This is a genomic window from Streptomyces sp. BoleA5 (genome assembly GCF_000373665.1).
GTDB lineage: Bacteria > Actinomycetota > Actinomycetes > Streptomycetales > Streptomycetaceae > Actinacidiphila.
Map to the genome: position 1 here is coordinate 194,324 of NZ_KB892146.1, position 25,886 is coordinate 220,209.

Consider the following 25,886-nt stretch of genomic DNA (forward strand, 5'->3'; position numbering starts at 1 on the left):
CATCAACCCGTCACCTGACAGGTTGACTTAGCAAGTTCGAAGTTAGGGACGCCAGGTTGACTTGTCAAGTGGAGTTGAAGGGCTGGGAGCCCTCAACCGACGCCTATCAGCCGGTCAGTTGAGCCGATAGGTGTCTTCAAGTTCCTGACGGTCGGCGGGGAGTAGAACATCGACGATCTGCAACACCCTCCCGGAGGCATCACGCGCCACCACCAGAACGTCAAGTACGGGGTCCCCCGCGGTCAGCCCCAGCAGGCCCGCATCCTCGTCGCCCGCAAGACGCGCCGAGACGCGCTCGGTGACGTGATCGAAGCGCACCTTTTTGCGCGCTTCGAGATGCGCTCGCGGGCTCTCAGCCAGAAGTTCGGAGCTGCCGAGCTCAGTCCCCTCGACCAAGCCGGCCGGGAAGTAGGAAGAAGCAAGCTCCACGGGCTCACCGTCCTCCTCGACCAGAAGGCGGCGCACGAGCGCTTTGGCTCCCTGCGACAAGCCGAGCAAGGACGCGACTCGGCGCGGGACCTGGACTTCCCCCACCTCGACGAGGCGCCCCGGAATCCGCGACTCGTCCCGTTCCAAGGCTTCGCGGCCTCTGCGGTCACGCTGCTCGACGACCTCCGGACGGCCACGCACGATCGTCCCGAAGCCCTGCCGGGACTCCAGCCAGCCGTCCCGCTTGAGCAGTTCGAGGGCCCGGACAACAGTCGGCCGCGACATCCCGAATGCCTGCACGAGCTGGTTCTCGCTCGGCACCAGCGATCCCGGCGGGTAGGTGCCGTCCTCGATCCGACCTTGGATCGTCTGCGCGAGCCGCACGTACTTTGGTGCAGCCACTTCGTACGCCACGGGCGCCGCCTAGTCGGGATCGGTCAAGTCAACTGGTCAACCAGCGTACCCAGCTGGCTGACACGCACGCTAGCTGGCTGACGAGCCAGACCGCAGCCCACTCACGACGGCCAGGCGTCGGCCATCTCGAACGACACGACCGTCCCGCCGAAGCGGCTCGGGCCGGCACGCCATGAGTCCGACAAGGCATCGACCAGGCCCAGCCCACGCCCATGGGCCTCATTGGCCGTCGGGTACCGCAGCCGGACGCTTGCCGGGAAGCCCGGGTTGTGCACGTCAACCCGCAGGGACTTCCCGTCCCGTCGCCACTCCACCCGCACGAGCCATTCCTCCTCAGCTCGCCCGTAGAGGATCGCGTTCGTCACCAGCTCCGAGATCATCAACACACAGTCGTCGACCGAACAGGCCACTTCGTGCTTGGTGATGAAGTGCCTGAACCAGCGACGAGCCCGGCACACCGACTCAGGCAGCGGGTACAGGGTCATCGAGCCGAGCACTTCGCCGTCGTCAGCGCCGCGGTCACGGCGCCCCTTGCTGATCCCATCCATCCGCGGTTACTCCTTGCCGGTCCCATCGCAGTCAAGGCAGCGCCGCTTGGAGACGGCGCGGGGGCGCCCATTGGCGACGGATAACGCCAATGACGTCCGGGAGCTGACGAACTTCCAGCCCCGACCGCGGCACCCCCGGCAGGCGGACCTCCGGTCCTGTAACGGCCTTTCACCGCTCACACCGCGCCCCTTCCTTCGAAGTGGCCTTAGCCACTTCGTGGATAGTGGCATTAGCCACTTCGGTCAGGCAAGGGCTTCGGGACACTTGGCCCGAATCGATCAGGTCAGCGGGTAACCCTGTTCGAACGCCCACCGGTTGGGTGGGTAGGTGGCCTCGGCGAACTCCAACGGCCGGTCCTGCAGGTCATAGACCACGTGGTGCACGATAAGGACAGCCGATCCAGTCTCCAGGCCGAGGTCCGCCGCCTCCTCCTCCGTCGCGGTGCGGGCGCTCATGCGGTCCTCCGCATAGCTCCCCTGGCGCCCCGTCATCTGCTCCACGTACAGAAGCGTGCCCTCCTGGATACGCTCGGGGTCCATGAGCCTGGGTGCCCGCTGAGCCATGTCCGGCGCGAACCACGACGTCGACAGGGTGATAGGCCCAGTCTGGTTACTGGTCACACGCCGGCGATGCACCGCCCGCCGCTCCTTCGCCAAGCCCAAGGCGTCGGCAACGTAGTCCGGAGCGTCAAGCCATCCCGCAGACGTGATCACCGCGTACTCGCCAGCTGTGTAGATCTTCCCGGTCTGCCGGGCCCGCCCGTAGAGCTCCCGCGCCCGCCGGTTGACCTCCACGCCGCGCACGTAGGTCCCAGACCCCTGTCGCTTCTCGACCAGGCCCTGATTGCTCAGCGCTTCCAGCGAGCGGGCAGCTGTCGGTCGCGACACGTTCCAGTCTGTCGCCAACTGCCGCTCCGACGGCACCTCGTCCCCCGGCCTGAGGTCCCCGCGCAAGATCTGATCGCGGATGTGGTGCGCGATCTGGAGGTACTTCGGCTGAGCCTCCTCGATCTGCGGCATCACAGCCTCCCATCCCCATCAAGTGGCTATTACCTCTGGCCACTATAGGGTGAGTGGCCAATACCTGAACCCGTACGCTGGCCACGTGACGCGGTTGATCGTGGCAGCCGGAGGAGGGGGCGACGCTGTCGCCGCCGCAATGTTGGACGCCTCCCTGTACGGCGCCGGAGACCCGGCGGTGATCCTCACCTACTCGTGGGACCGCCTGATCGTCGACCCAGTGCCGGGGCCCCGCAGTCCGGCCGACTTCACAGGCCTGCGCCAACTGACGCCAAGCGTGCACACCGTCCCTGCAGATGCCGAGCCCGTTGCCCCCGCCGGCTCAACCCTCCCGCGCTTGGCCGCCGAGCTGCCGCACTCCCTGGGTCTGATCGACCCACGCCGCGGCGCAGTCGGCATGGTCCAGCAACTCGATGAGCTCATAGCCGAGCTCTCCCCCGAGTCCGTCGACCTCCTGGACGTGGGCGGCGACATCCTCGCTCGCGGCGATGAGCCCACTCTCAAGAGCCCTCTTGCGGACGCCCTCACTCTCGCTGCCTGCGCACAGCTCAAGACGCCTGTGCGTCTCCTGATCGCCGGTCCCGGCCTCGACGGAGAGCTTCCGGCCGGGGACCTCATCGAAGCTCTCGGGCCGATCGCCCACACCCTCACAGCAGAGGACGTGGAGCCCATCGCGTCCGTTTTGGAGTGGCACCCCTCCGAAGCCACCGCGATGCTCGGTGCCGCGGCGCGAGGTGTGCGCGGCCTGTGCGAAATCCGGGACGCCGGCCTCCCGGTCCAGATGACCGACGAAGGCCCGACTGTCCACGAGGTTGACCTAGACAACGCGCTGCATCGCAACACGCTGTCCCGTGCCCTCGTATCAACTAGCAGTCTCGAAGACGCCGAGCGGCACAGTCGCGAGATCTGCGGATACTCCGAGATCGACTACGAGCGGAACAAGGCACTGTGGCTCTCCGAGCAGCGTGCCGTGCCCTTGGACCCCGACAACGTCCTCGGCGAGCTCAGCCGCTTTGAAGCTGAGGCCCGGGGCCGCGGGGTCACCCACACGACGTTCCGCAGGTTGACGGAAATCCTCGGTCTCCCCGGATCGCAGCGCCAAGAGCTCCGCGCACTCCTCATCGAGACACACCCGGACCAGTACACAGCACCCCTGTGGCAGATCTCGTGACGGGCGAGGAGTCTTTCCCTTCGGTTGACTTGCCCACACCCGAGCGTGTCTTGGCGGACACCGATTGGGCCTCCCTGTGGCACGCCTACGGGCCGGCCGCAGACGTACCAGCGCAGCTGCCCGCGCTGTTCAGCGACGATCAAAACGCCAGAGAAGCGGGACTGCAGTTCCTGTTCGGCACCGTGCACCACCAGGGCACTCTCTACGAGGCAACCGTGCCAGTAGCGCTGTACGTGGCCTCCATCCTGCGCGACCCACGCACGAACCTCGCTACGGATCAGCGGCTCCCATTGCGTGCCGAGCTGCTTGCGTGGATTGCCTCAGTAGGACAAACGGCTTCGGACGACCTAGAAGACTCGCGCCGAGAGAACGGATTCCCGCTCGCGGCCTACCCGCAGGCAGTTGCCATCCGCAAGATGCGGCCGCTCTTGTTCACAACCGCTTTCGACCTCACAGAGGACCCCGACCGGCGCATTCGCGAAGCAGCCATCGCCGCGTGCATCCCGCTGATGGACGATCCCCAGCTGCAGCACCACCGAGCCGCCTTGGTCCCCCCGGTTCGGCAGGTCCTCGGCACCAGCGAACTCTGGCAGCACCGCGAACGAGCCATCGACGCCCTCGACGCATGGGGCGAAGACTCCTCAGGGCTCGAAGGTCAGCAGAACCCCTTCGAATTCTGCGACAGCGACCTGCCACCCATCGGCACGTCAGTGTGGACTGCGGGCCCCTGGTCCAGCACAAGCGATGCAGACGGTCCGCCGTTTTGACGGCCCCGCTGACCGTGATCAGGCACGCCATCAGTCGCTGAGTTACAACCTTCTCCACGGGTTCAAGGCGCTCCCGCCGCGCACAGCGCGGCGGCGCGCGGCCCGGCGCCTCGGGCCGACGCTCCAGTCTTCGCCCCGCTCCGGCCCGGCCGCCGGCCGCCCGCCAGACAGCGAAGGCTTGCCAAGGGAGAAACCCGCTGTGGCTGGGGCGGTCGACTCCGCGGCTTTACGCAGCCACCATGGGGCGAGCCTCGAAGATCGGGGCCCACATCGGGCTATTGCGGGCAGGCAAGGAGCCAGCCCGAGTCGCGGCAAGCTTACGGGCCCCGATCTCTCGCCCCATGGCGGCTCCCGCCCAAAGCCGCTCCATCGACCTCGGTAGCCCACAGCATGTTCGCATGATCGACAGGGACACCGAGGTAGAGGGCGGGCGCGAGTCCGCAGAAGCGGTTGAGGACGATCAGCTTTCGCGGGGCGCCCGAATAGGGGCGTCCACAATAGGAGCGCTCCTCCTGGGGGCGGGCGGTACTGCGGTTTTCCTTACGGACAATCAAGCAGGTTGCGTTGCTCTGATCCTCGCCGGAGCGGTCTTCCTACTCATGGTGTTCGGCGGGATGCCGCTTCATAGCCTCGGTTTCGGTGAAGCCAACCTTCGTTTCGCGAGGCGGCGGCGAGATGATGCCGTGAGAAACGCGATCGAATCCACGCCAGATCAAGCACCGCAGGTGCTAAGTGAGCTGGAGGCCGTCGCACCCCCTTCTCGTCCGGACCGCACCGTCCAGGTCTTGAGTGAACGAGTCTACGGAGAGGCGATTGCTCACCGTATCAACCGCTTCTTGCCAGCTACCAGCCTGCTCAGGGCTGGGGCTCCAGTGGGACCTCGTCGCCGTCGAGCAGACTTCGTTGTAGAGACGAACGGCCGCGTCGACGTCGTGATCGAGGCTCACTACGGCAAACACGGCAACCCAGTTCCCACAGCACTGGTACAGGAGATGATGGCTGTGAGCGAAGTCTCCGGAGCCCCCGTACTTCTTGTCAGCAACGCCAGGCTTACCAACGGTGCCCGCAACTACCTCGAAAGCCTAGGCGCGGACGCATCTGTTCGCTTCGTTCGCTGGGCAGACGAGTGGGATGACGACGATCTACGGCGTGCATGGTCTGCCCTGGTCTCGGATGGCAATTCCTGACGGTTCATCTCACGACGCATCTTCAGCCGATCGCCTCCCGGGGCGGGCCCCTCGGTTCTAGGGTCACGTCATGGTGGTCATGGCAGTTGAGGTCGGCGATGCCGCAACCTGGGGCAGCACTCTTGTTGCCTTACTGGTAGCTGTTACGGCATGGCTGCAGGGGAGGAAGGCGAAGGCCGACCAGGAGGAGCAGGCACGTGTGCAGCGCGAGGCCATAGACCTTGCCCACCGTCAGACCGAAGCAGGGGAGCGTCGTGCCTTCGCGGTGGAGCAGATGCTGGGACAGCTGATCGCCACCCACGGACTTCGTCCCAGCGCACCGCCCCAGCCGCGTCCATCTTCGGTTGAGTGGATGTTGGAGCGAAGGGGGAAGCACGTCTATCTCCTTCGCAACGTCGGGAACGACACAGCAACCGGGGTACGAGTCGATCCTTCCGGCATGCCGTCGATCGCATCCAATCTTCCCGAAGACGCGATTGTGCGTCCTGGCGAGTCGTTGGACTTTCTCATGGCCGCGTCACTTGCAACACCTCTGCCGCGAGAGATTTGCGTGTCATGGAATCTCGGAGGTGACCCAGTGGCCGTTCCAGTACCGAATTGATTTACGTGCTCGATCAGACAAGAAGTGCGGTCAATGGCGGATACTGGACGTGGTTCCGTAACCGGGCAGCAGCCTCATTGTCGATGGCCGAGTCTGCGAGAGGCTCCAGAGACGCAGTGATTCCCAAGCTCATGCCTCCTAGCGAACGATGTCCCAACAACGGAGAGGGGAGACCGTGTCCAACAGCAAGACTGAGCAAGGCGCCATCGTGCATGTGATGGCGCTGGAACGGGCCGCCGGCCGCGAGCCTAGGGACGTCCGCTCCGAAGGTCACCCCTATGACATCGACAGCCCACCGCGCAGGATTGAAGTGAAGGCGTTCAGCGGCTCGGCGCGGACCCAGCCGATCCCGCTGGAAGAGCGTCAGGTGGCCGCTGTCCTCGAAGACCCCGAGCACTACTACGTTTACGTGGTCGACAACCTCGCGCAGCTGGCTGGGCAGGAGGTGGACGTACGTCTTCTGCACGGCGGCACCCTGCTCGCAATGATTAAGCGGACGCGGCCACACGTGACTTACTGGCCCAGCTTCCGGGCCGCGGAGTACGACCAGGCCGAACAACTTCGACGCGCCTGAGTGGCGGTTGCCGTACGGCAGCGAAGTACGTCAACCACCAGATCCGTTGGGAGCCGCCAGCAACTCTAGGCGACAAGCCTGACGTGCCTTGGGAGACCTCAGCGACCATCGAGCCCATAGTTCGCATCGAGGGGCGTGGCGCCCGTTAGGCCGCCTCAGCCATGGAGAGTCCACCGATCTCCCGGCTGCGGTCACCCGGCTAGCGACAGGCAGATACGCGCCCAATCCACGCCGTAGCCAGACGGAGAGCCGAGCGATACCGTGAGATAGCGACACCACGTCAGGTTCTGGGAGGGGCCCGTGTCAGTACCCATGAAGCGGGGGCTCGTGGCGGGAGCATCGGTCGTCGTTGCCGCTGCGATTGGCGTAGTCACGAACATTGCTACCAACCAGGCTGGATTGGCTTGGTGGGTGTCACTCGGCAGCCTGCTTGTTGTGGGGGCTGGAGCACAGGTATGGCTTACCAGCACTGAGAGTCAGAGTGTGACCATCACGGCGGCCGGCGCCGGGAGCGTGGCAGTTGGTGGGTCTACGCATGGAACAGTAAGCACCCGCACGCGCGGTTCTGCTCAGCTCACCGCCTCGACAACCACCCCCGAGGGTCTTCTCGCGGCAGGCCCTGGGAGTATCACAATCGGCGGAGATGCGAAGGGCGACCTTTCAACCGAAGTGGACACGGTGGACTAGGGCAATCCATGCGATGGAAAAAGACCACTGCGCCCGGAACCGCATCAGTTGCGGTTGGACGTGACGTCAACGCGCCGATTATAACTAACCCTCAGATACACGTCACACTGCAAGAAACAGCTACTTCAAATCCTGCAGACTGGCCTAGGGTAAGCGATGTTGATGCACTGACCCTTGGCGTCCATAGGGCGCGCGCCATCGACAACGGTCCAGTGCTACCTCCTTACATACTGCGCGACGTCGATCACGAAGTAGCTCTGCAGATGAAACACGCCGCAATAAACGGAGGATTGGTCCTGCTGGTGGGTGACTCCACGTCCGGAAAAAGCAGGACGGCATTTCACGGAATCCAGCGATGCATGCCTGAGCATGCGGTCTATGCACCCTCAAGGGGTACAAGCCTATTGCACCTACCCCAATCCATTCGGAATTCCGGCTCTGGCCCGTTTCTTATATGGCTGGATGACCTGGAGGGGTTTCTAGGGAGCGAAGGCATGAACCCATCGCTACTGGATTCGCTGATGAGGCTCCGCGTCGCAATTATCGCCACCATGCAGGATGAGCTTTTCGAGACGTACGCAAATCACCCTTCTGGATTCCATGCAACGCAAGAGATATCTCGCCAGATCGGAAACCGGCTGCTGCGAGCAGCGGATCCGATTCGGGTAAGTCGGCTCTGGAGTGTCGCAGAAATCCGCCGGGCTTCCAAGTCTTCAGACGAACGTCTCACCGACGCCGTAACCCGTAGTGCCACGTACGGAGTATCCGAATACCTAGCGGCCGGTCCGGCTTTGATGGACGCTTGGCACAGGGCCCAGAGAGTGGGTGGTAACCCAAGAGGCGCAGCCCTTGTGCAAGTATGCGTTGACCTCGTGCGCGCTGGATTTAGCGGTGCCGTCGACATCGGGGTTCTCGAAGAATTGCACCTCAATTACCTTCCTGACTCAAGTCTGAGGCCGGAGAGTTGGAGTGACGCCGTAGCTTGGGCCACGACGGTTCAGTATGGAGTTTCTGGGCTACTGATTCCGGGCGAGTACGCGGACACCTGGCGAGCTTTTGATTACCTCCCTGATGCCATGTCACGCAACAAGAAGAACCAGAAACAGATTCCAGAACTCATCCGGAAAGAGGCGTTGAATTTGTGTCCGGATGAAGATGACCGGTGGCTCATTGGGATGAGTGCATATATGGCCGGAGCGACGCAATGCGCCATTGAGGCGTGGGTGCCACTCGCCGAGAGTGGAAATGGAAGCGCTGCGTCTAATCTTGCGACCATATTTCTTGAAATGGGAGACCGAGGGACTGCGCAATATTGGCACCAACTGGAATCTCACGACGATTTTCATTCCGGCGTAATTCCGGTTGATATCTCGATTCCGCTATACGACTCCGAGTCAGGGAAGGTGAGGGTAGGGGAATCTCGGAGTGGCGAAGTTATGGAGGTCCCCCTGCATCGCCCCGGATTGGGGGTGTGTCATGGCGTGATCGCAGGAAGTAAAGGGGTCGGAAAGAGTAATAGCCTCAGCCTAATTCTCCTCGGCGCACTGTCGAGTGGTAAATATATTTTGTGGCTTATGGATTGGGCGCCAGAACAGAAACATTTCAAGGCATTGATGGAGGCTGAGGCTGTCGACTGGTTCTCTGGGGATGACTTGGAGTACTCCCTGGAGATCCTTGCTGCCGCAGTTCGTCTTCTTGAATTCCGGAAGGAAGGGGGTGGCTGCAAGGATCCATCACCCGAAAACCCAGCTGTCATTATCGGCATCGAGGAGGCTCATCAACTATTCACTGCGAGCCCTGACGCCTCGTCGCTGTGTCTGCACATTCTACGCGAGGGGGCGAGTGCTGGCGTAAGCCTCTTTTTGACGCTGCCAGATATCAGCCTTGAGAGCTTCGGGGGGAATAAAGATTTGCAAGAAGAGGTCGCAGGCGATAAGCATTTGAAATTCTATATGGGGTCAGCGGGTTTGCCGATGCTGCGGGATGCAGAGAAGATACGGCAAAGTAAGTCGAACGAAGACCCTTTTGATTGACCGCGCACTCTATTGCGTGCCGAAACCCGTTAAAGGCTGGAGCACCCACGGCGGACAGCGTAGGTCAGAGCCCGCCGAGTCAGGCAGCAGCCTTCCCTCCTTCTGGGCGCCTGCTCCCCCGTGCGGTTGACATCGCCAGGTGACATCGACGCAGAGGGACGGCCATGGAACCCGAGGCAGTCGGATACCACCGGAAGTCGCCCACGTAAGTCACTGCCGGCAAGTCGTACCCAGCTTGGTGCAAACACCCAAGGTGGGTGTCGCCCTGCAAGTTGAACACCGTCGCGGGGCCGCCGCGGGGCCGTGGAAGGTGGACCAGCGCTGACCAACGTTGACAACCAGTGACGGCGTCAACGCTGGTCAGCGGGCCGTTCCGTCCGGAGGTGCAGCTCAGCCAGGCTGCCGCTCAGTAGACCGGCTACTCCATCACCCACGTCGCGACTAGCGTCATTGCACCCGAGCAAGACTTGGATGGGGAAGAGTTCTATTCGCAACGCGATTTGCGTCGAGATGTTTCATCCTTGTCGATGCAGTTAATCCATTTAGCGCCACCCCCAATCGATGGATAAACCGTCCAATACTGTCTCGGATTACTTGGAAGCGCCTCAGTCCGAAATGGAAGATTCTTGTTTTTTAGAGTTTTGACGTGAATCCCCAAAGAATCGGCATATTCCAACTCAATCTCCCAGTCACAACTTTCACTTTCCACAATACTTTCAATGCGAAGATTCCCCGAGTTTTCGCCATTCCCGAGGTTTATGACATTATCACGAAAGAAAGGCTTGCCGTACTTCTCGGTTGGTTCGCTGATTCTCGCTACGGGCTTGTGCTCGGCGAGGTTGAAAAAGACTCCAATATAGCCACCCCCGCCTTGTGGTGGTACTCGTACCACCGCTATAGCCTTCGAGGGGGCGCAACTAAGGACCCGCGCTCGAAGATCAGTCAAGGTCAATGGCGCTTGCCTATCGCTCTGCAGGTGTAGATTGAATCCGCTGGAGTGAGTGCCAACACCGGAGGTAGGGTATTCAACCATACGACCACCTATGGAGAAAAGGTAATCCCACAGTTCATCCACCTCTTCGGCGGAGAATTCTTGCATACGTCTTTCTTGTGCGGGCGTCAGCAAGTGATCAAACACGAAATCAAATGGCGTGACAGTGGGGTCAAATACAGGCTCAGTTACTTGAGCAGTGAACGGCTCGCCTTCCAGGTCGAGCTTCTTCTGAACCTCATCTTCCCTACGAACCGTTGGGCCAGAAAATAGGAGATTTGAATAGTTCTCGACGAGCAGGGTCGTTAGAAGGGTGACGATTGCTATACCTACCAAAACGCCGAGCAGTAATAGTCTCTTCTTCTTTGGTAGGTCGCGAGAGTCGGGGGCGTAGTGATCCACAAGTATGGTGATGAGTTTTTGGTCATCACCTGCAGGAGCTTCGGGTGGCACGCTGGAGTCGGTCGACACTTCAGTCCCCCTGACGTTGCTAAACAAAACCTTGAACCGCCGGGCCGTTCGGCTGTTGAGGCAAGTATTGGTGAGCTGCAGATTCCGCCCTCAGCATGGTAGCTACAGTCCTGGTCATGGACAGACCCTTGCGCCGGCGGGATTGGCCCCCTCTTCGCGAGGTCGCGGCGCCTAGCGGCCTTCCCCCCTCCGCGTTGGGTGGGGCCGCACTACTCGCCGCGTGATCAACGGATCGCGTCAAGTACGTGCCAGTACGCGACGGGGAAGCCGTCGCCCTCAAAGAACGTCATCTCCGTCGCGGTTGACATCACCAGATGACATCAACGCCAGCGGATGACCGCAGATCGCGACAACTAGGACCGACGAGAGGTTGCCCGTATAGGCGTCTTCTGGCAGGTCGTACGGAGCCTGGCCCGAACTTACAAGGCAGATGTCAGCGGTTCGAAACCGTCCTCGCCCACCAGCCCCATCGCATGGCGAAGGCCCAGGTCATCCGGCATGAGTCCGGAAGCCTGGGCCTTGATCAGATCGGTCTGCCAGGGTCGGTGGCTCAAGCTTTAGCTGGCTCGGGCCCCTCGCCGGCGCTGTCGCGTAGCTTGATGAATCTCAGTCCGGCCGCACGTGCGCGCGTGGCCTGCCCGGTGTCGTAGGTGAGCAGGGTGACGACACTGCCCGTGTAGGGCTGGATCGCCAAAGCCCGGTCGATGATCTCGTCATCATTGATGGGCAGCCGACGGTGCCCGGGCGGGTCGAAGAGAATCTCCACCGTGATCTCGCCCCGGGGGATCCCTTGGGACTGCAGCGGGGTGTAGTCCTCCTCACGGAGGATGGCTGTACCAGACGTACCGCTCTCCCCGAGGATGCGGTCGAGCACCGCCAGGGTATAGCCGGCCCGCCACCGCGTCTTGTTGGACTGCTTCAGGCCGTCCAGTTCGTCAACGACCACCATCGGGAAGAGCAGATGGATCGGCTCCTCGCGCAGGTTGCAGATCGCGGCCAGATCGGCTTCCTCCAGCTTCTCCGGATGCTGGATGTAGAAGCTGCTGTCGGCCACCACGAAGGCAGCGGGCCTAATCCATCTCGTGATCTGGCGGTTCAGGGCCTCCATGGCTTCCTCAAAGGCTGCGCTCCGCTCGTCGGTTTCCAGGGTTACAAGGCTGTTGACAAGGTTCTCGGACGAGGCCCCGGCCGAGCTGCCGAAGCTTGAGAGCAGCAGCTCGTACCTCCGGGTCAGGACAAGGCGGTCGATGTCGGCCGGGCTGATCTGGTGCCGGAGGCGGTCAGTGGCCTTGCTTGCCCACTCGAGGTACCGGAAGAGGCGACTTCGCGCGGGACCAGGCCCTGCGGCGCGGACGTCCTGCAGAAGTGCGTGGACTTCGGCCAGGGACTTGCAGAGGTTCTCTCGATTGGTACTGGGGAGCGCTGATATGAGCATGCGCGGATTGTGACATTCGAAGCCGACAAGTGTCGGCGCCTTGAGGCCAGCTGCACCACCAGTTCGCCACCTGAGTTCCACGGCAGAGCGCAACCAGGAGCCAACCCACGCAGCGGTGTGGGAGCAGGACTCATATGGGGCGTGCCACAGCCGTGCCACTCCAGGCGGTCAACCACGGGCAACGGCGGTTCGCCGCGGTCGAGATTGCTGACCGAGCTGGGGTCTTTTCACGGCCGCTCTGACCTGCGCACCCTCGAAAACCCCGACCACCAGGCTTACAAGGCAGTGGTCACCCATCAGCGCCTCATCGGGCACGGCAGCTGGCATCCGCTCTGTCAGTTCCTCGCCGTACTCTTCGCTCATGCGCAAAGGAGAGATCACGCGGAAGTCCGTGCTCAAGGCGACTGCCGAGCATGACGAGTTGGGACGCGAGGCGTTCCTGTCGAAGTACGGCTTTGGTGAGGCCCGTGCGTATGTCCTCGTGCACGAGGGCCGGGACTACGACTCCAAGGCGATCGCCGGGGTGGCACACAAGTGGGATCAGGAGCGGGCGCTGGCTCCCAGCGAGTTCAGCGGCGGGAAGGATCACGCAGCGGCCTGGCTGAAGCGCCTGGGCTTTCACGTAAAGGCCGCCAAGAACCCCGACTGGGCCCGCGACGAGATCATCCTGGCCTGCGATCTGGTCATGAAGAACGGCTGGAGGGGCCTGGACGCGCAGGCCAGCCAGGTCGTCGAGCTGTCCGCGTTGCTGCAGCTGCTGCCGCTCCACGCCGAGGCCGACCGCAACGAGAAGTTCCGCAACCCCAACGGCGTGGCCCGCAAGACGTTCGACATCGCCACCCGGCACCCCCAGTACCGCGGCAAGCCCACCAACGGCGGCAGCCTCGACGCCGAGGTCCTCAACGAGTTCCTGGCCCGCCCGGATGAGATGGCCGAGGCCGCAATACTTATCCGGGAGGGCATTGCGTCAGGCGAGCTTCAGGGCCTTGACCTGGCAGGCGGTGAGGAGCTCGACGACGACTTCAGCGCCGCCGAAGGACGCTTGCTCATGCGTCGGCACCTGGCACGGGAACGGAACAAGAGCCTGCGCAAGAAGAAGATCGACTCTGTTCTAAGGAAGGGTGGAAGTCTCGCCTGCGAGGCATGCCGATTCGACTTCGAGGAGGTCTACGGCGAGCGAGGTGCCGGGTACATCGAGTGCCATCACGTCGTGCCCCTTCACAAGGCCGGCGAAGGCCGAACCAAACTAAGCGACCTCGCTCTCATCTGCGCAAACTGCCACCGCATGATCCACCGCCAGGCGCCCTGGCCTACTCCTGCCGAGCTCAGGCTCTCCATCGAGCATCGCCAATCGGTGCAGGGTCACCGCTCGGTCGACATAGTGCTGCAGCGCGATACGACAGAAGAAGCTGCCTCGAGTCCGAGGCGCTGAGGCGGGTTCTTCCAAGGGCCCAGCTTGCCTTATCGGCAAGTTGCGCTTTAGGGCAACTGCTGACCTCGACGCACCAGATCGTGTGTGGGACGTTGTTCGCATGTCGAGAGAGCAACGGCGGCGTCGGCGCAGATCGTCGGCCTGGCCGGACGAGGAACTTGGGGCGCTGATACGGACGCTTCGCCGTGACGCGTTGCAGCGGCAGGCAGATCTCGCGGCCGCCGCAGGTATCAGTGCCTCCCAGTTGTCTCGGCTTGAGCGCGGTCGGCGCACGGGGGTCTCCATCGACGTGTTGATCGCACTGGATGCGGAGCTCGCAGCGGAGGGGAGGGTCCTAGCTGCAGCACGCGTCGTCCCGCCGTGTGCCGCGGAACTGCTGAGCCCGCTTCATCTCGCTCTGAATGGGAGGCGCCTAGTCGACCGGACAGCTCGCGCCGTCGCCGCCGTACACCACGCGGCTCTTGGGGAGCAGCTCTGGGAGCGGGCCGGCTCAGCTCAGTACCACCGCGTGCAACTGGATCCGCTCTGCCGCGCCGCCGGGTTGCACGTGGATGTGGCAGACGGACGGAGTCTTGCCGTCGAGCTGGGGGAAGGCCGAGCTCTGATCACCATTCCAGTTCAACCAGCGTCGCCTCAGCGCTTACCACTCGAGAGATTCCTTACCGCGCACACCCTTGCACACACCTTGTACGGACACACCTCATGTACCTACCCACGGACGAACACCGAGGAGGACGCGGCCACGGCAGTTGCCTGCTACCTGCTCGCCCCCTCTGAGCTACTGAACCGGGCTGCAGAGGACCTCCGGAATCGGTACTCCGGAGACGGGATGTGGTCGGTCGGGGGGGCGCCTGCGCTTGCCGAGGCCGTTGCAAGCCGTCTGGGCGCGCCAGGCTGGGTGACCGTCCGCCGCCTCGCTGAAGAAGGCTACCTAGAAACCATCGCCGAGGAGAACTGTGAGTACTCTGACTGACCCGCCCTGGGAACCTGGCTACCCTAGTCCCCTTGCTCCAGTCGCTGCTCTGCTGCGCTCTTCCACCAGCAGCGTCGTGCGTGATCAAGGCATGGACGGAGTCCAGCTAAGAAGCCATGTGCCGGACCACGATCTAGAGCAGAAGCTGCTGCAGCTGCTCCGAGGCAGCAGCGCTCCCGCACTCATCGTGTTCGGCGGTAGTGCGGGGACGGGCAAAACAGCACTCATGGCCCGCCTCCGCGACGCCGCCCCCGAATTGTTCGGTGAGGTCATCGCCGATGCGACGCATTCTGAGTCTCCTGGCCAAGAGCAGGTATCCCGACTCGCCTCCTTCTTCTCCCCTTTCGCCGACGGGGCCGTGCCGGCCACCGGGCCCAGCCGCATGATCGCGCTCAATACCGGTATGGCGCTGCGCTTCTTCCACAAAGTTCGCCAGGACGAGGAAGCACCGGGTCTGACTGTGCTGGAGAACATCCTGTTGAGCCGACTAGGAGTGCCCCGCGCCGCACCTGCTGCCGATGCCATGGGGTGGCTGGGCGATGCGGTCCTCGTGCTCAATCTCGACCTGCGCCGCACTGCCGGCGGCCCCGAGGCTCTCTTCCTGGGCATGCTCAAAGCCTTGGACCCGGACGACCCTTCCGGCGTACTAGCAGGCGCAGCAAGGTGCGACTCCTGCCGAGTGCGCGAGTGGTGCTGGCCTCGCACCAATGCTGAGCTCGTCTCCGCCGACGAGACCGGAACCGTCCTCGACAGCGCTGTCACACTCGCCGCACATGAACGCGGACGGAACATCTCCCCCCGCGAACTGTGGGCTCTGGCAGCAGCGCTCGTATTGGGAGGCGCCCACGGCGTAGACCCCTGCGAAGACGTGGCGGACGCCTTTACCGCGGGGGATAGCTCGCGCTTGCGCGACGGCCTCCTGCCCGGCGCCGCCTTGGAAATTCTGGCGCGCAACGAGCCACTGGCAGCAAGCCTGCTCACGATGGACCCTACCCTGCAGCCCAATGCCGAAGCACACGAAGAGATAGCCTCTGCTGGTATCGATCCTGCGGATGACGCGGACCGGTTGGTCGCTCTCCTGGGCGTCGCTGAGCCTGCAAAGCGGCAAGCGGTGCGGACGATTGCCGCGCATGCTGCCGCAGGTCCAGGGCTTACCGGTAGGTACCGAGCTCGCGCCCGCTGGCTCGCGGCCCAGCTCACCCCCGGCTCCAGCCCGGACGAGGGCTTCCACGCAGCACTGTCTGCTTTCGACGGGCCCCCGGATCCTGCGGCCGATATGAGAATCATGGAGACCCTCGCCATCGGGCTCGCCCGTGGCTTTGGTCGAAAAGTTGGGGCCGATACATTTCTCCCTGTTGACAAACCGGGCCAAAGTAGAAAATACGACGTACTGGTTGGGGCCAATCTAAGTTCCCAGAACCTGCTGGAGATCACAGCCGACCCACATCTGGAAAGCAACCCTGTCGGCGCGGATCTCCTGCGCTACAGACCGCTCGCCCTGCCAGTACGCCTGGGCAGACACCACCTAGAGATCACCCTGCCCATATGGCGGCTCCTCCAGGCAGCCGCCGCGGGCACGTTGCCCGGCACGGACGACCTCGAGCGCTTCCACGGCCTACGCCGTGCGGTCGAGTCTGCCGTCCTCGAACTGTCGCTGAATCCCGCAAACGCCCTGCTCATCAGTGACACAAATGCCGGACGGCACTGGCGAGCAGCGAACGTCCGCACCCGGGGCGGCGATCTACTCAACGTCTACGAGGTCAGCTGACATGACGACAAGACCCTGGCACGCCGATCCCGGCCACGCCCCAGAGGCTCTTGAGGCCGTATCCCGGGACACCGGTGTCCCGCTGTCCTGGATGGACGGGGTACTGCGCGTTGACGGACGCCCAGTGCGTCTTCCTGACAAACTCGTCGGTGAGGACAGCGCGCTGTTCGGCATCGCCGGCATGTTGCCCAGCGTTCCCCGCGGTGACTCCCGCGACCGCCTTCTCTGGCGGATGCTGCAAGAAACCCGGCCCGCGGGACAGCAAGCGCCGGCACTGGACGCTGAGCTGTACGAGCAGCTACCCGACCTCCTTCGGGTGAACGACCCCGACGGTCAGGAGGCGCTCGCCGGCGCCCTGCGTGAGCGCTACTACACCCGCGACAAGGCCCCGTTCCTCCTCCCGCTGCAGACAGATCTCCCTTACGGATTCAGCCACACCAAGAGATCCACAGTGCAGGGGGTACCCACACCGAAGGCGTACACCGGTTACCGGATGTTCGCCGGCGACCTCTTGCCGTTCTTGTGCTGGAAGGGAGAGAAGCCCGATGAGGCACTGCTGCAGGAGCTCTTGGACAAGCTGAATGACGACTCGGCTGTGACCCGGCTGGACAGTGTGCTGCTCCAAGCCGCCCGCCAGCTCAGCGGTGTACGCGACCAGAAGGCTCTTGCCGACGTGCTCATCGACCGAAATCTGGATCGCCTGGGGGAAGACTTCGCATACGGTTCGTTCTGCCAACCTCAACTCGATCGGTTCCAACGCGACCTCAGAACACTCCTTGCGACGGAACTTCCCCGTCCTGACTTCGTCCGCTGGGTCACGGTACTGATCAGTCTCCACGCCAGCCTGCTTATGTACCGGGTCGCCGTCGTGCAGAGCGCGCGCCTTGACCGTGCCGTCGCTGCTGCCCATGAACTACCCACTCCTGGTGCGGCGTACAGGTGCGAAGGGCTTGCAAACTGCCCTCTGGCCGGCCAGCTCATGTTCCGGACCGGGACTGGCGGTTACCGGCCGGTCTCACGCCGCGATGCCTGCCACACGTCGTGGCAGAAAGTCGACGGCAAGCACCTGCTCTCCCTCCCAGCCACACTCATCACCGCGAACCTAGCCGCGCGGGTGTGGGAGTCTCTCGGTGGGCCAGCAGCGCACAGGCCCGACTTGACACGACTTGCAGACGGGTTGGCGGGCGACGCTGAGCTGCGCCGACGCTTCAACGCCGGTGCCGCAGCGGTCACTGTCCTACACCACCACGCCCACTGGGCCCAAACAACCATGCGAACCAAAGGCATGCCGCACCCAACGCTGGAGGAACTCCTTCAGGCCGCAGACGTCGGTGGCGGTCGCAGTGGCCTACTCGCGCTGAGGGAGAACGTCACCCGATTGCGGCGCTCGGACTTGCGCAAGCAGTCCCGGGACGTAGTCAACCAGCTGATGCTCCACCAGGTGGGCGGCTTGCTGAGCCGCAACGGCACGTCCATGACTTTCTATGAGGTCGACGAGGACTTGCTCACACTGTTGGTCCGCCTGGTCTGCCGGGACGAGCCTGTGTCTTTCGAGTCATTCCTGTCCGGCCTGGCAGAGTACGGGTTGCAACCGCAGGATGCCGCGGAACGCGAACGGCTCACCCAGTCCCTGGAACGACTTGGCCTGCTTGTCCGCTTCAGCGACGCCGGGGAGGCAACGTATGTCCGCTACAACCGCTGAACCCCACAACATCCGGGACCTGTCGGCTGATATCGCCGCCCAGGCCGTGAGAGAGCTCGCTGCTAAGCAGACTCAAGACACGCGATGGCATGTGAGCACCACCGCGGGAATCAGCCCCCAAGAGCTACACCGAGCTTTGATGCGGCAAAGCTCGACCGGGCCTACGCTCGCATTCTCAGCTCCGGTATCCGTAACGGTCAGGAGCGTTGAGGCACTGCCGGCACCGGGAGCCGAGGGCTCTCCTCGGCTACCGCTGATCATTCCCTACCTCGTAGGTGCTGAATCAGAGAATGCAGGCAGCGACGGCTTCGCCGCCTGGCTGCGTGATGAATACGTACAGCTGGATACACAGGGGCGGAGTCGCGTACTCCTAATCCTGTCGGACACTCCCATCGATACCGTCACCACCGCAAGCCGGGACCTGGCCAACGAGGAGGTACTGTCGCCAGCCGGTTTGTGCAAGCTAGCGGCTCGCGGAGCCGCCATAGAGCGTCTCATCTTCCAGGCCGTGGAGACGGCCGAGGACAAAAGGGTCTTGCCATATGTCCCGGAGACGGCTGGGGCGGCTGCGCTGCTGGCGAAGTGTGACAACGTGATCACTGCCGGTGCCGCCTTGCACCAGCTCGGCTGCTACCTCCCCGACCCGCACCAGGACGCCGCGGATCCCGACAGACTCAAGCGGAACATCGACTGGCGCATGCGCCTGGAAGAGTGGACCGCTCCAGACAAGGATCTCCGCGCCGAGATGGGCCGATGGGCCAGGAACGCAGAGCACCCTGCCCTTCAAGTCGTCCTCGCCGCCCGGGACGCCTACGGAGGACTGGACTGGTCCAAGATCCCACTCACGCACCTTCCAGAGCGCAGACCTTCCAGGACACCGCTCGGGATCGCCCGACCTCTCCGCATCAACGGGGGCCGCGCAGCTATCACCAGTAGCAGCACGGCTGTCGTATGGCTGCCGGGCGGCGGTACGTTCTCCGTACGGCTGGTAGGTGAACCGGGCCCCGCAGCACAAAGTCGGGTGGAGTGGCACGACGGCACCCACTCCCCATGTCCCGTGGACGCTGAGCAGCGGCTAGTGCACGTGACCGTGCAGCCTGGCGCAGCTTGGGCGTTCGGTGTCGTGCATGTACCTGGGGGCGACCAGCTACCCGTGGCCGTGTACACCGGCCGCGGCGAATGGTTCCCTGTCGAGAAGGACCTACGGATCGAGCCGGCAAACGCCGCTTTCCGATGTGAAGGCGTCCCCGCGGTTCTCGCCGTACGCCCCGGAGGCACACCTGTCGGCACATGCGATTTGGAAAAGCCAGACCCTGAGAGCCCCTGGATCGCACGATGCTCCCTCTACGCTGACAGGCACCCGATCCCGCTTTTTAGCGAGAACGCCGACGTGACTGGCGAAGCGGAGGATGAGTGGCCCGCAGACCTCCCCGAAAGCGGTAACGAGGGACAGGCTGGTGGACAAGACGAGGATGAAAACGAGAACACCGACGACGAGCCCGGCGGCGCGTCAGGGACCAGGGTTTCACTGCCTGCGCAGCCGAGCGTTGCGCATGCGGCGCTCCATGCAGCCAAGACAGCGGGAACGGCCGCCGTGGGTGCCACTGGCTACGGTGTCGGTCGCCTGAAGGTGGGAACCGACCACTACCCGTTGAATTCGCAGCGGCTCACGTCCACATTGGATGGCCTGGCCCTCGAATCCGCCATCCTTAACCACCCTGAATGGCTTGCCTACAACATCGAGGCGGTATCGACTGACGGCTCCGTAGCGCTGACTCCCGCGCGCCTGGAGCGCCTGGACACGTCGGCGCTGCCTGCGGAGGCGTACCGCGACTTCCTCGACGCCCGGCGTGAGTTCTTCGAAGCTCTACACGGCCAGGGGAGCGTCCATGCTGTCGTGGCAGGGGACCACCGTGGAAGCGCAGAAGCCTACATCACGGCATTCGCTGCAATATTGAATCAGCTCCCGCGCGATTCGCAGATCCAGCCTGAGCACAGCAGGCTTGTCCTCTGCGACGCGGTCTTCGGTGCTGCACCAGATGAAATCCTTCTCGCACCTACCAACCCGGTCACTGTTGCATTCGCGCTGGCGGTGTCGGACACGCTAGAAGGATGGCGGTCGAGAGCAAGTGAAGTGCTGGGAGACGACCTCCGCTCAGTCACGCAGCGGCATCTGATGCCCGTCCTAGCGGTTGAACGGAGCTGGTACGAATGCTCCACCGAGGCGCCCCTCCTGTGGCGCCGCTACAAGGCAGCACCAGCCGGAAGCGTGCAGCCAGACCCGGACTACCGTCACATTAGCCGACGGCTGGAGCATTTCCTGAAGGTGTACCCCGACTACAGGCACCCGGGCCAGCGCATCTCTGTCACCTTCGTCGAACCCGGGGACGGAAGACAAGTCCACCGGGCACTGCGTGAATTCTTCCGGGATCAGCTCGCGCAGCAAGATCCGCATGCCCCAAAGCCTGACTTTAATATCACCCTGGTAAGCGACGAGACCGTCCAGCGCCCGGGACTGGAGTCGCTGCTGACTAATGACAGTGAACTCGATCAATATATCCGAAGCCGTGTGCGCATCACCTTGGTCAAGCCTGGTGATGCCAATGGATTCACACATCTGACTTTCGTGATGCGCAGCAACCTGCAGCGCACACCTACCCAGGTGGATATGAATGACCGAGCTCCTTCGACGTGGAGCCGGGGCATCGCTACGAGTCCCGCACGGCTAGCCCACCCAGGGGCCAATGAGAGCAGCTTCTCCTGGGGGACTTTCGCCGCCCCGGTGGCGATGTCCGAGGGGCCGAAGCCGACCGAAGTGCTACTCAGCCTCATGCAGCGCGGGTTGGAGCTGGTGGGCGGCATGTCCGGCGGCCTGATGCGGCCCGGGGTGACCAGCATGCCTACGACCCGCGTCGAGCGCGACTTCATGGCCGCCGTCTACGACCGCAGTGTCTGGGTTGTGCACCTAGACCAGCTCTTGGGTCTGGAAGCGTTCAACAACCACTCGGGGAGTCCCAGCGCAAAATACCTCGTCCACCACGAAGAACCCGACCCCGGTACTCCAGGCCTCGACGCCATCACCGCGACCAAACGCACCGAGCCTTACCGCCAAGCCGTGGCCCGCGCGCTAACCGGGATAGGCGAGCCGCCCGGGGCAGCCCTGGACGAGTTCCTCAGACTGCTGAACGGCACCAGCGGCAGGTGGTCCTTGGACCTGCTCAGAGCCAGTGCGGCCAATGTAGCTGAGCGAGTCGGCACCATCGCTGCGGTATCGCTCCTGGAAAGCGGTGACAGAACCCTTGGGCTGCTCGAAGACGGCGGGGTGCGCACCGCAGGGCTGCTCGTCCCTCTCGACGAGCTGTTCGCCGCGCTGCCCAAGAAGGGCCTTCCCCGCCCGCCGGCACCAGCTTGCGACGATCTCCTGCAGATGTGGTTGCCACTGGGCAGTCCGGGCCACCTGCGCATCAGCGCCCGCCTGATCGAGGTCAAGTACCGCTCCAGCGGCGTCCCCGGTCTTGACGAAGCGCGTACTCAGCTGGAACGAACCGTCGAATGGCTCGAGCGCATCTTCAATACAGACGGCCCAGGTCGCTCCTTTCGCGCCCGGGATCTCAGCGACCTGCTGCGGTCTGCAACCGCGCGAGCGAATGCATTCGGACTCGGTGAACACATCCCACCTTCGGAAGTAGAGCTGGCACTTCTCGCCCTGTATAACGGGGACTTCTCGCTCGACCTCAGCTACACGATGGGGGACTCGCCCCGCAGGGGCGCTCTCATCAGCGTCGAAGGGCAGAACACCTCTGCAGTGTGGCAGGGGACCCTCCCAGGGGCCGGCCTTCCTCTCGACTACCTCCGACTCGGCCGACCTGCGGTCGCGACCCTCGCCCGAGGACACGGCGTCAGCGTCCCTGACGACTGGCGGCGCCCCTCGTGGCCGTCCTCTAGTCCACCGCCGCCAGGGAAGCAGGAGGTCCCACAACAACCGGCACAGCCCAGTGGCCCTGAGGTCCCTGCACCTATCGAGGATGGATCAGCTTCGCATACGACGCCCAACTTCCTGGGTGAAGTCGGCACCGCCAGCAGCGAGGCCCGCCTCGAACCAACACAACGTGCCTCGGGCAATTCCGCCGCGCCCCGGTTCACACCTGATTCCGCCGCGGACCAGGAAATCGCGCGCGTGGCAGGGGAAATGGACGCTGCCGCGGCCAAATACGGCCTGGCGGTTGAACCTTTCCGGCCTGATCTCGCCCAGGTCGGACCGGGTGTGATCAGGCTGCGGACCCGCCTGTTGGGCAAGCAGACTCTCGCAGGGCTCCAGGGACGCGCCCTCGACCTAGGCAGGGAAGCAGGTGTAGCCGAGGGTGTGCTCATTGATCAAGAGCCCTATTACGTGACTCTTGACGTCCCGAGGTCCAGGCCTGAAACCATTCGGTACGCCGACTACGAGCATGCCTTGGATGCACCTGCTCAGCCAGGAGCGCTGCCCTTCTTGGTAGGCGTGGCCCCGGACGGCGAGGTCCGTGTAGCAGACCTTGCACGGCTGCCACACCTGCTAGTGGCCGGAGCGACCGGCAGCGGGAAGAGCGTACTGCTGCAGGCACTCCTGTGCTCGTTGATTCGCGTTCGCGCTCCCCGGGACTTGAGTCTGCTGATCATTGATCCAAAGCACGTAGATTTCGAGCCCTTCCAGGGGCTACCGCACCTGCTGAACAATCGGATCGTCACGGACCCCCATGAGGCAGTCGAGATTCTCACATCCACGCTCGAAGGGGAACTGCAGCATCGCCGTTCCATCCTCCGTGATGCCGAAGTGTTTAACGCTCTCGACTTCTACGCAGCTGGCGGTCAGCCCCAGGAGCTGCAGCAGATGGTCGTCCTGGTCGACGAGTTCGCAGACCTCGCCGACTCTCTCCCCCGGAATACGCGTCAGGAGTTTCTGCAGAACATCAAGCGGTTCGCCCAGATGGCTCGGGCGCTCGGCATCTATCTAGTGTTGGCGACGCAACGACCAAGCGTTCAGGTCATCACGGGAGACATCAAGGCGAACCTGACAGCCCGTGTTGCGCTCAAGGTCCAGGCCCCCCAAGACTCGATGACGATCCTCGGGCGGGCAGGCGCTGAAGCGCTCCGAGGCCGCGGAGACCTACTGTTCGATGCCGGCGGCCTCACAGAGCGGCTTCAGGGCTTTTACTGCCAACCAAGCGATGTCTCCCTGTCTGTAAGGCGGTGGACCAGCCGCACTGAGTAGCCAAGCCGTGCACGCGCGCCTCCGGCGTGCTTCTTTGTAGCTGGTCACGGTGACGCGGCACCCTATCTCACAGACGTGGACTACCTGTGGACGGGTAAGCCGCAAGGCGATGCTGCGAAGCCGTGACCAGCGCTTGTGCCTCCTGGTAAAGGGCCCTCCGGAGCCGTGTGCGCAGGTTCGAATCCCGCCGGGGGCACCTCGCACGAGGTGCCAAAAGACCCCGCCACCAGCCAAGACGCTGAGTGCGGGGTCTTTGCGTATGCGCAGCCGTATGCCGCCGAAGGTGGGCGTAGGACGGGGTCTGTGGACAGTACGTGGACAGGATCTTGGAGCATCGGCCCAGGTCAGCCCCTGAAAACGGCGAAGGCCCCCGGAAAGGTCAAGGGGCCAGGATCGCAGAATTCCGCGGATCGTCACTCGTACTCGCGCAGCAGGTCCTCGATGCGGCGGTTCGCGACCTCCTGCCGGCCGTCGATGCACTTCGCGTACCGACTCAGCAGCACCTCCACGCTGTTGCCCGCCCGTTCGGCGACCTCGGTGGCGTCCACGCCGGCGTTCAGCCACGTCTACAGCGCCGAGTGCCGCAGGTCGTAGGGCCGCCGGGCGAGCGGCGATGCCGCCAGCGGTAGCGCTGGCAGGCGGGCCTCCTACCAGGCCCGGGCCGACGATCAGCGGACGAGCCGAATCGCATCCGGGTTCCACCAATACTCCGCCAATACACGACGGGGAAGCCGTCGCCCTCCAGGAACGTCACCTTCACCTGGACTGCGTGCCGCCCGTCGCGGTACCGGACTTTGTGCCAGGCCACGCCGTCACGCCACTGGCCGCCCACACAGACCGGGACCCGAGGCTGCTGCCCCGGGACCAAGCTCTCGTACTTCGGGATCTGGTCCAGCGGCCCCTCGCCACGGCGGATCCGGACCACGTCTCCGTCGAGGAGCTGCTTCTCCACGGGCTCATCGCGGTCACCGACGCCCGGACCTCGAAAACCCGCGAGTGAACCGGGGCCCCGTCGGGTCCCCATCGGAGTACGGTTGAAGTACCAGGAGCATTTCGCACACGGGCCCTCATGCCGGTGTCGTTCCCGGCGAACGACCATCTCGGGCAAGCGGGAAAACGCGCCCGGAGTCAGGTCCGTGTCATGGATGTCGTACTCGATCGACCGCTCGTCGCTGATGGGCAGGATTCTTCACCACCGATGCCCCCGCCTCGGCTGGCACTGAAGCCGGCCGGCGCCGCCCGGGGTCTTCTGGACGGAGCCTGGTGGCCTCGTTCTCGCGATCTCACCCGTGAACTCCCGGCGCTGATCGACACATTGGACCGCCGCTGGGCGCGGGTGACCCGAGTCGCGGTGCACCCCTCGCTCTGGCCTGTGATCCCGCACAGGGTGCCCGCCTCGGGACATGTCGTCCACGTCGGGTGGTTCGCCGAACAGGACCCGAACAAACTGCTGCTGCTCTCCTACACCACCGGCCGTCTGGATCTGCTGGTCATTCCGCCGGAATGTGATCTGGCCGCAGCGACCCGGCTGATGGCAGCCGCGGGCGACCCCGGATGCCGGCTCACCGCGAGCGGTCTCATGGCGGACGACGAACGCCTTCGCGCGATGGGCATCGACCGCAGAGGTGAAGCCGACTGGGAGTCGGAGGGCGGAACTCCGTCCGTGGCCGATGCGGCCGCGATGATGCCGGGCCGCGCCGGGGGGATGTGGGCGTGATGAACATCCTCGTCGGCCTGGCCGTGCTCGTCGCGATGATCGTCGTGGGTACCTTCCTCATCCGTGCGCTCAACGAGCGCCATGACCAGCGGATCGCCGCTTTCCGCTACGGCGATCTCCTTCCGAACCGCCGTCGCCGGACCGTCGCCGTCCCAGAGGAAGACACAGGCGATTCCGCTGACTCACCGGCCGGGACGGTTCAGGAAGAGCCGCGAGGCGGAAGCCGTCGTCGGCTGCGAACCACAGGCGCGACGGCAGCGAGTGTCCAGCGACCCGCACGGCTGGTGGCCTCGCCCCGTCGTGTCACCGTCACGGACCGCCCGCCGTGCGCGGCGCACATCGTCCGGACGGCGCCGCCCCGGACCGCGCTCGCCCGGGTACGGAACAGCGCAGCTACCCGGCATCCCCCGACGGCGGCACCCGCCTGCACCTCCCGGTCGACACCACCCAGGCCCCGCTGACCGTGGAATCGTTCCAGTCCGGAGCGGGCACGGGAGACGCCGACCCCACCGGCCGTCCGCACGCGGGAGAGACTCCGCCTCGCGCGGCGGCGAGCCGCGGTGATACGGGCTGTGCGGCTGCGGAGGCCCTCAAGCGAGCGGACACCGCCCGGGCCCGCCGGGCCGACTGGCCGCCGGCAACCGCCTGGGGGTGATTTACCGGCCCGTACCCGATCGGGCGGCCGGCAGGCGGCTGGGGCGGGCGAACCCGGCCCGCC

General features: G+C 64.1%; 18 protein-coding genes and 1 pseudogene. 12 read left to right on the plus strand and 7 right to left on the minus strand.

From position 1 onward, the window contains the following. Positions 1-114: 114 nt before the first annotated feature. The 3 genes from B085_RS0136570 to B085_RS0136580 form a co-directional block, all read right to left on the minus strand. A complete protein-coding gene (locus B085_RS0136570) occupies positions 115-843 on the minus strand; it encodes a GntR family transcriptional regulator (protein ID WP_026251823.1) in 729 nt (242 codons plus the stop codon). Between the two features lie 101 nt (positions 844-944). Further along, entirely contained in the window at positions 945-1,391 is a 447-nt protein-coding gene (locus B085_RS0136575; RefSeq protein ID WP_018563563.1) for an ATP-binding protein, read from the minus strand. Between the two features lie 279 nt (positions 1,392-1,670). Further along, positions 1,671-2,411, minus strand: coding sequence for a GntR family transcriptional regulator (locus B085_RS0136580; RefSeq protein WP_018563564.1), 741 nt, complete (start codon positions 2,409-2,411; stop codon positions 1,671-1,673). An 85-nt stretch (positions 2,412-2,496) separates the two neighbouring features. Here B085_RS0136580 and B085_RS0136585 point away from each other — a divergent pair, with 85 nt between their 5' ends. From B085_RS0136585 to B085_RS49820, 6 genes are all read left to right on the plus strand, one after another. Continuing rightward, entirely contained in the window at positions 2,497-3,582 is a 1,086-nt protein-coding gene (locus B085_RS0136585; protein WP_267881109.1) for a DUF1152 domain-containing protein, read from the plus strand. Beyond that, positions 3,567-4,349 (plus strand): hypothetical protein, encoded by a 783-nt coding sequence (locus tag B085_RS0136590; protein ID WP_158689893.1) that lies wholly within the window; start codon positions 3,567-3,569, stop codon positions 4,347-4,349. Before B085_RS0136585 ends, B085_RS0136590 begins: the two co-directional genes overlap by 16 nt. 398 nt (positions 4,350-4,747) lie before the next feature. Further along, positions 4,748-5,536, plus strand: coding sequence for a hypothetical protein (locus B085_RS49810; RefSeq protein WP_158689894.1), 789 nt, complete (start codon positions 4,748-4,750; stop codon positions 5,534-5,536). Between the two features lie 70 nt (positions 5,537-5,606). Then, positions 5,607-6,137, plus strand: a complete 531-nt coding sequence (locus B085_RS49815) for a hypothetical protein (protein WP_158689895.1) — start codon at positions 5,607-5,609, stop codon at positions 6,135-6,137. Positions 6,138-6,312: 175 nt separating this feature from the next. After that, entirely contained in the window at positions 6,313-6,711 is a 399-nt protein-coding gene (locus B085_RS0136600; RefSeq protein ID WP_018563568.1) for a protein NO VEIN domain-containing protein, read from the plus strand. A 1,559-nt stretch (positions 6,712-8,270) separates the two neighbouring features. Continuing rightward, entirely contained in the window at positions 8,271-9,431 is a 1,161-nt protein-coding gene (locus tag B085_RS49820) for a hypothetical protein (protein WP_158689896.1), read from the plus strand. A 484-nt stretch (positions 9,432-9,915) separates the two neighbouring features. On the opposite strand, the gene B085_RS49825 is transcribed toward B085_RS49820, so the two are convergent. From B085_RS49825 to B085_RS49830, 3 genes are all read right to left on the minus strand, one after another. Further along, on the minus strand, positions 9,916-10,893 hold the full coding sequence (locus B085_RS49825; RefSeq protein WP_158689897.1) for a hypothetical protein: 978 nt from the start codon (positions 10,891-10,893) through the stop codon (positions 9,916-9,918). Positions 10,894-11,443: 550 nt separating this feature from the next. Further along, the gene (locus B085_RS44925; protein WP_018563569.1) at positions 11,444-12,328 is read right to left on the minus strand and encodes a PIN domain-containing protein; all 885 of its coding nucleotides are present in this window, start codon (positions 12,326-12,328) and stop codon (positions 11,444-11,446) included. A gap of 168 nt (positions 12,329-12,496) precedes the next feature. After that, positions 12,497-12,691, minus strand: a complete 195-nt coding sequence (locus B085_RS49830) for a hypothetical protein (RefSeq protein WP_158689898.1) — start codon at positions 12,689-12,691, stop codon at positions 12,497-12,499. On the opposite strand from B085_RS49830, the gene B085_RS44930 reads away from it, so the two are divergent. The 5 genes from B085_RS44930 to B085_RS47835 all read left to right on the plus strand — a co-directional run bounded on the left by B085_RS44930 (position 12,690) and on the right by B085_RS47835 (position 23,451). Beyond that, complete coding sequence (locus B085_RS44930) at positions 12,690-13,760, plus strand: HNH endonuclease (RefSeq protein WP_051102252.1); 1,071 nt, start codon at positions 12,690-12,692, stop codon at positions 13,758-13,760. The genes B085_RS49830 and B085_RS44930 overlap by 2 nt on opposite strands. 100 nt (positions 13,761-13,860) lie before the next feature. Beyond that, positions 13,861-14,733: a helix-turn-helix domain-containing protein gene (locus tag B085_RS47830; protein ID WP_078620225.1), complete on the plus strand. Its 873-nt coding sequence runs from the start codon at positions 13,861-13,863 to the stop codon at positions 14,731-14,733. A 91-nt stretch (positions 14,734-14,824) separates the two neighbouring features. Then, the gene (locus tag B085_RS0136620) at positions 14,825-16,501 is read left to right on the plus strand and encodes a hypothetical protein (RefSeq protein WP_158689899.1); all 1,677 of its coding nucleotides are present in this window, start codon (positions 14,825-14,827) and stop codon (positions 16,499-16,501) included. Between the two features lies 1 nt (position 16,502). Further along, a complete protein-coding gene (locus tag B085_RS49835) occupies positions 16,503-18,203 on the plus strand; it encodes a hypothetical protein (protein ID WP_158689900.1) in 1,701 nt (566 codons plus the stop codon). 508 nt (positions 18,204-18,711) lie between these two features. Then, on the plus strand, positions 18,712-23,451 hold the full coding sequence (locus tag B085_RS47835) for an FtsK/SpoIIIE domain-containing protein (RefSeq protein ID WP_158689901.1): 4,740 nt from the start codon (positions 18,712-18,714) through the stop codon (positions 23,449-23,451). A gap of 413 nt (positions 23,452-23,864) precedes the next feature. Here B085_RS47835 and B085_RS48985 read toward each other — a convergent pair. Then, a pseudogene (locus tag B085_RS48985) lies at positions 23,865-24,098 on the minus strand (site-specific integrase); the annotation flags it as partial. A 494-nt stretch (positions 24,099-24,592) separates the two neighbouring features. Here B085_RS48985 and B085_RS0136650 point away from each other — a divergent pair. Continuing rightward, positions 24,593-25,168 carry a DUF5994 family protein gene (locus B085_RS0136650; RefSeq protein ID WP_026251826.1) on the plus strand — a complete coding sequence of 192 codons (576 nt, stop codon included), beginning with the start codon at positions 24,593-24,595 and terminating at the stop codon, positions 25,166-25,168. Positions 25,169-25,886: the final 718 nt, after the last annotated feature.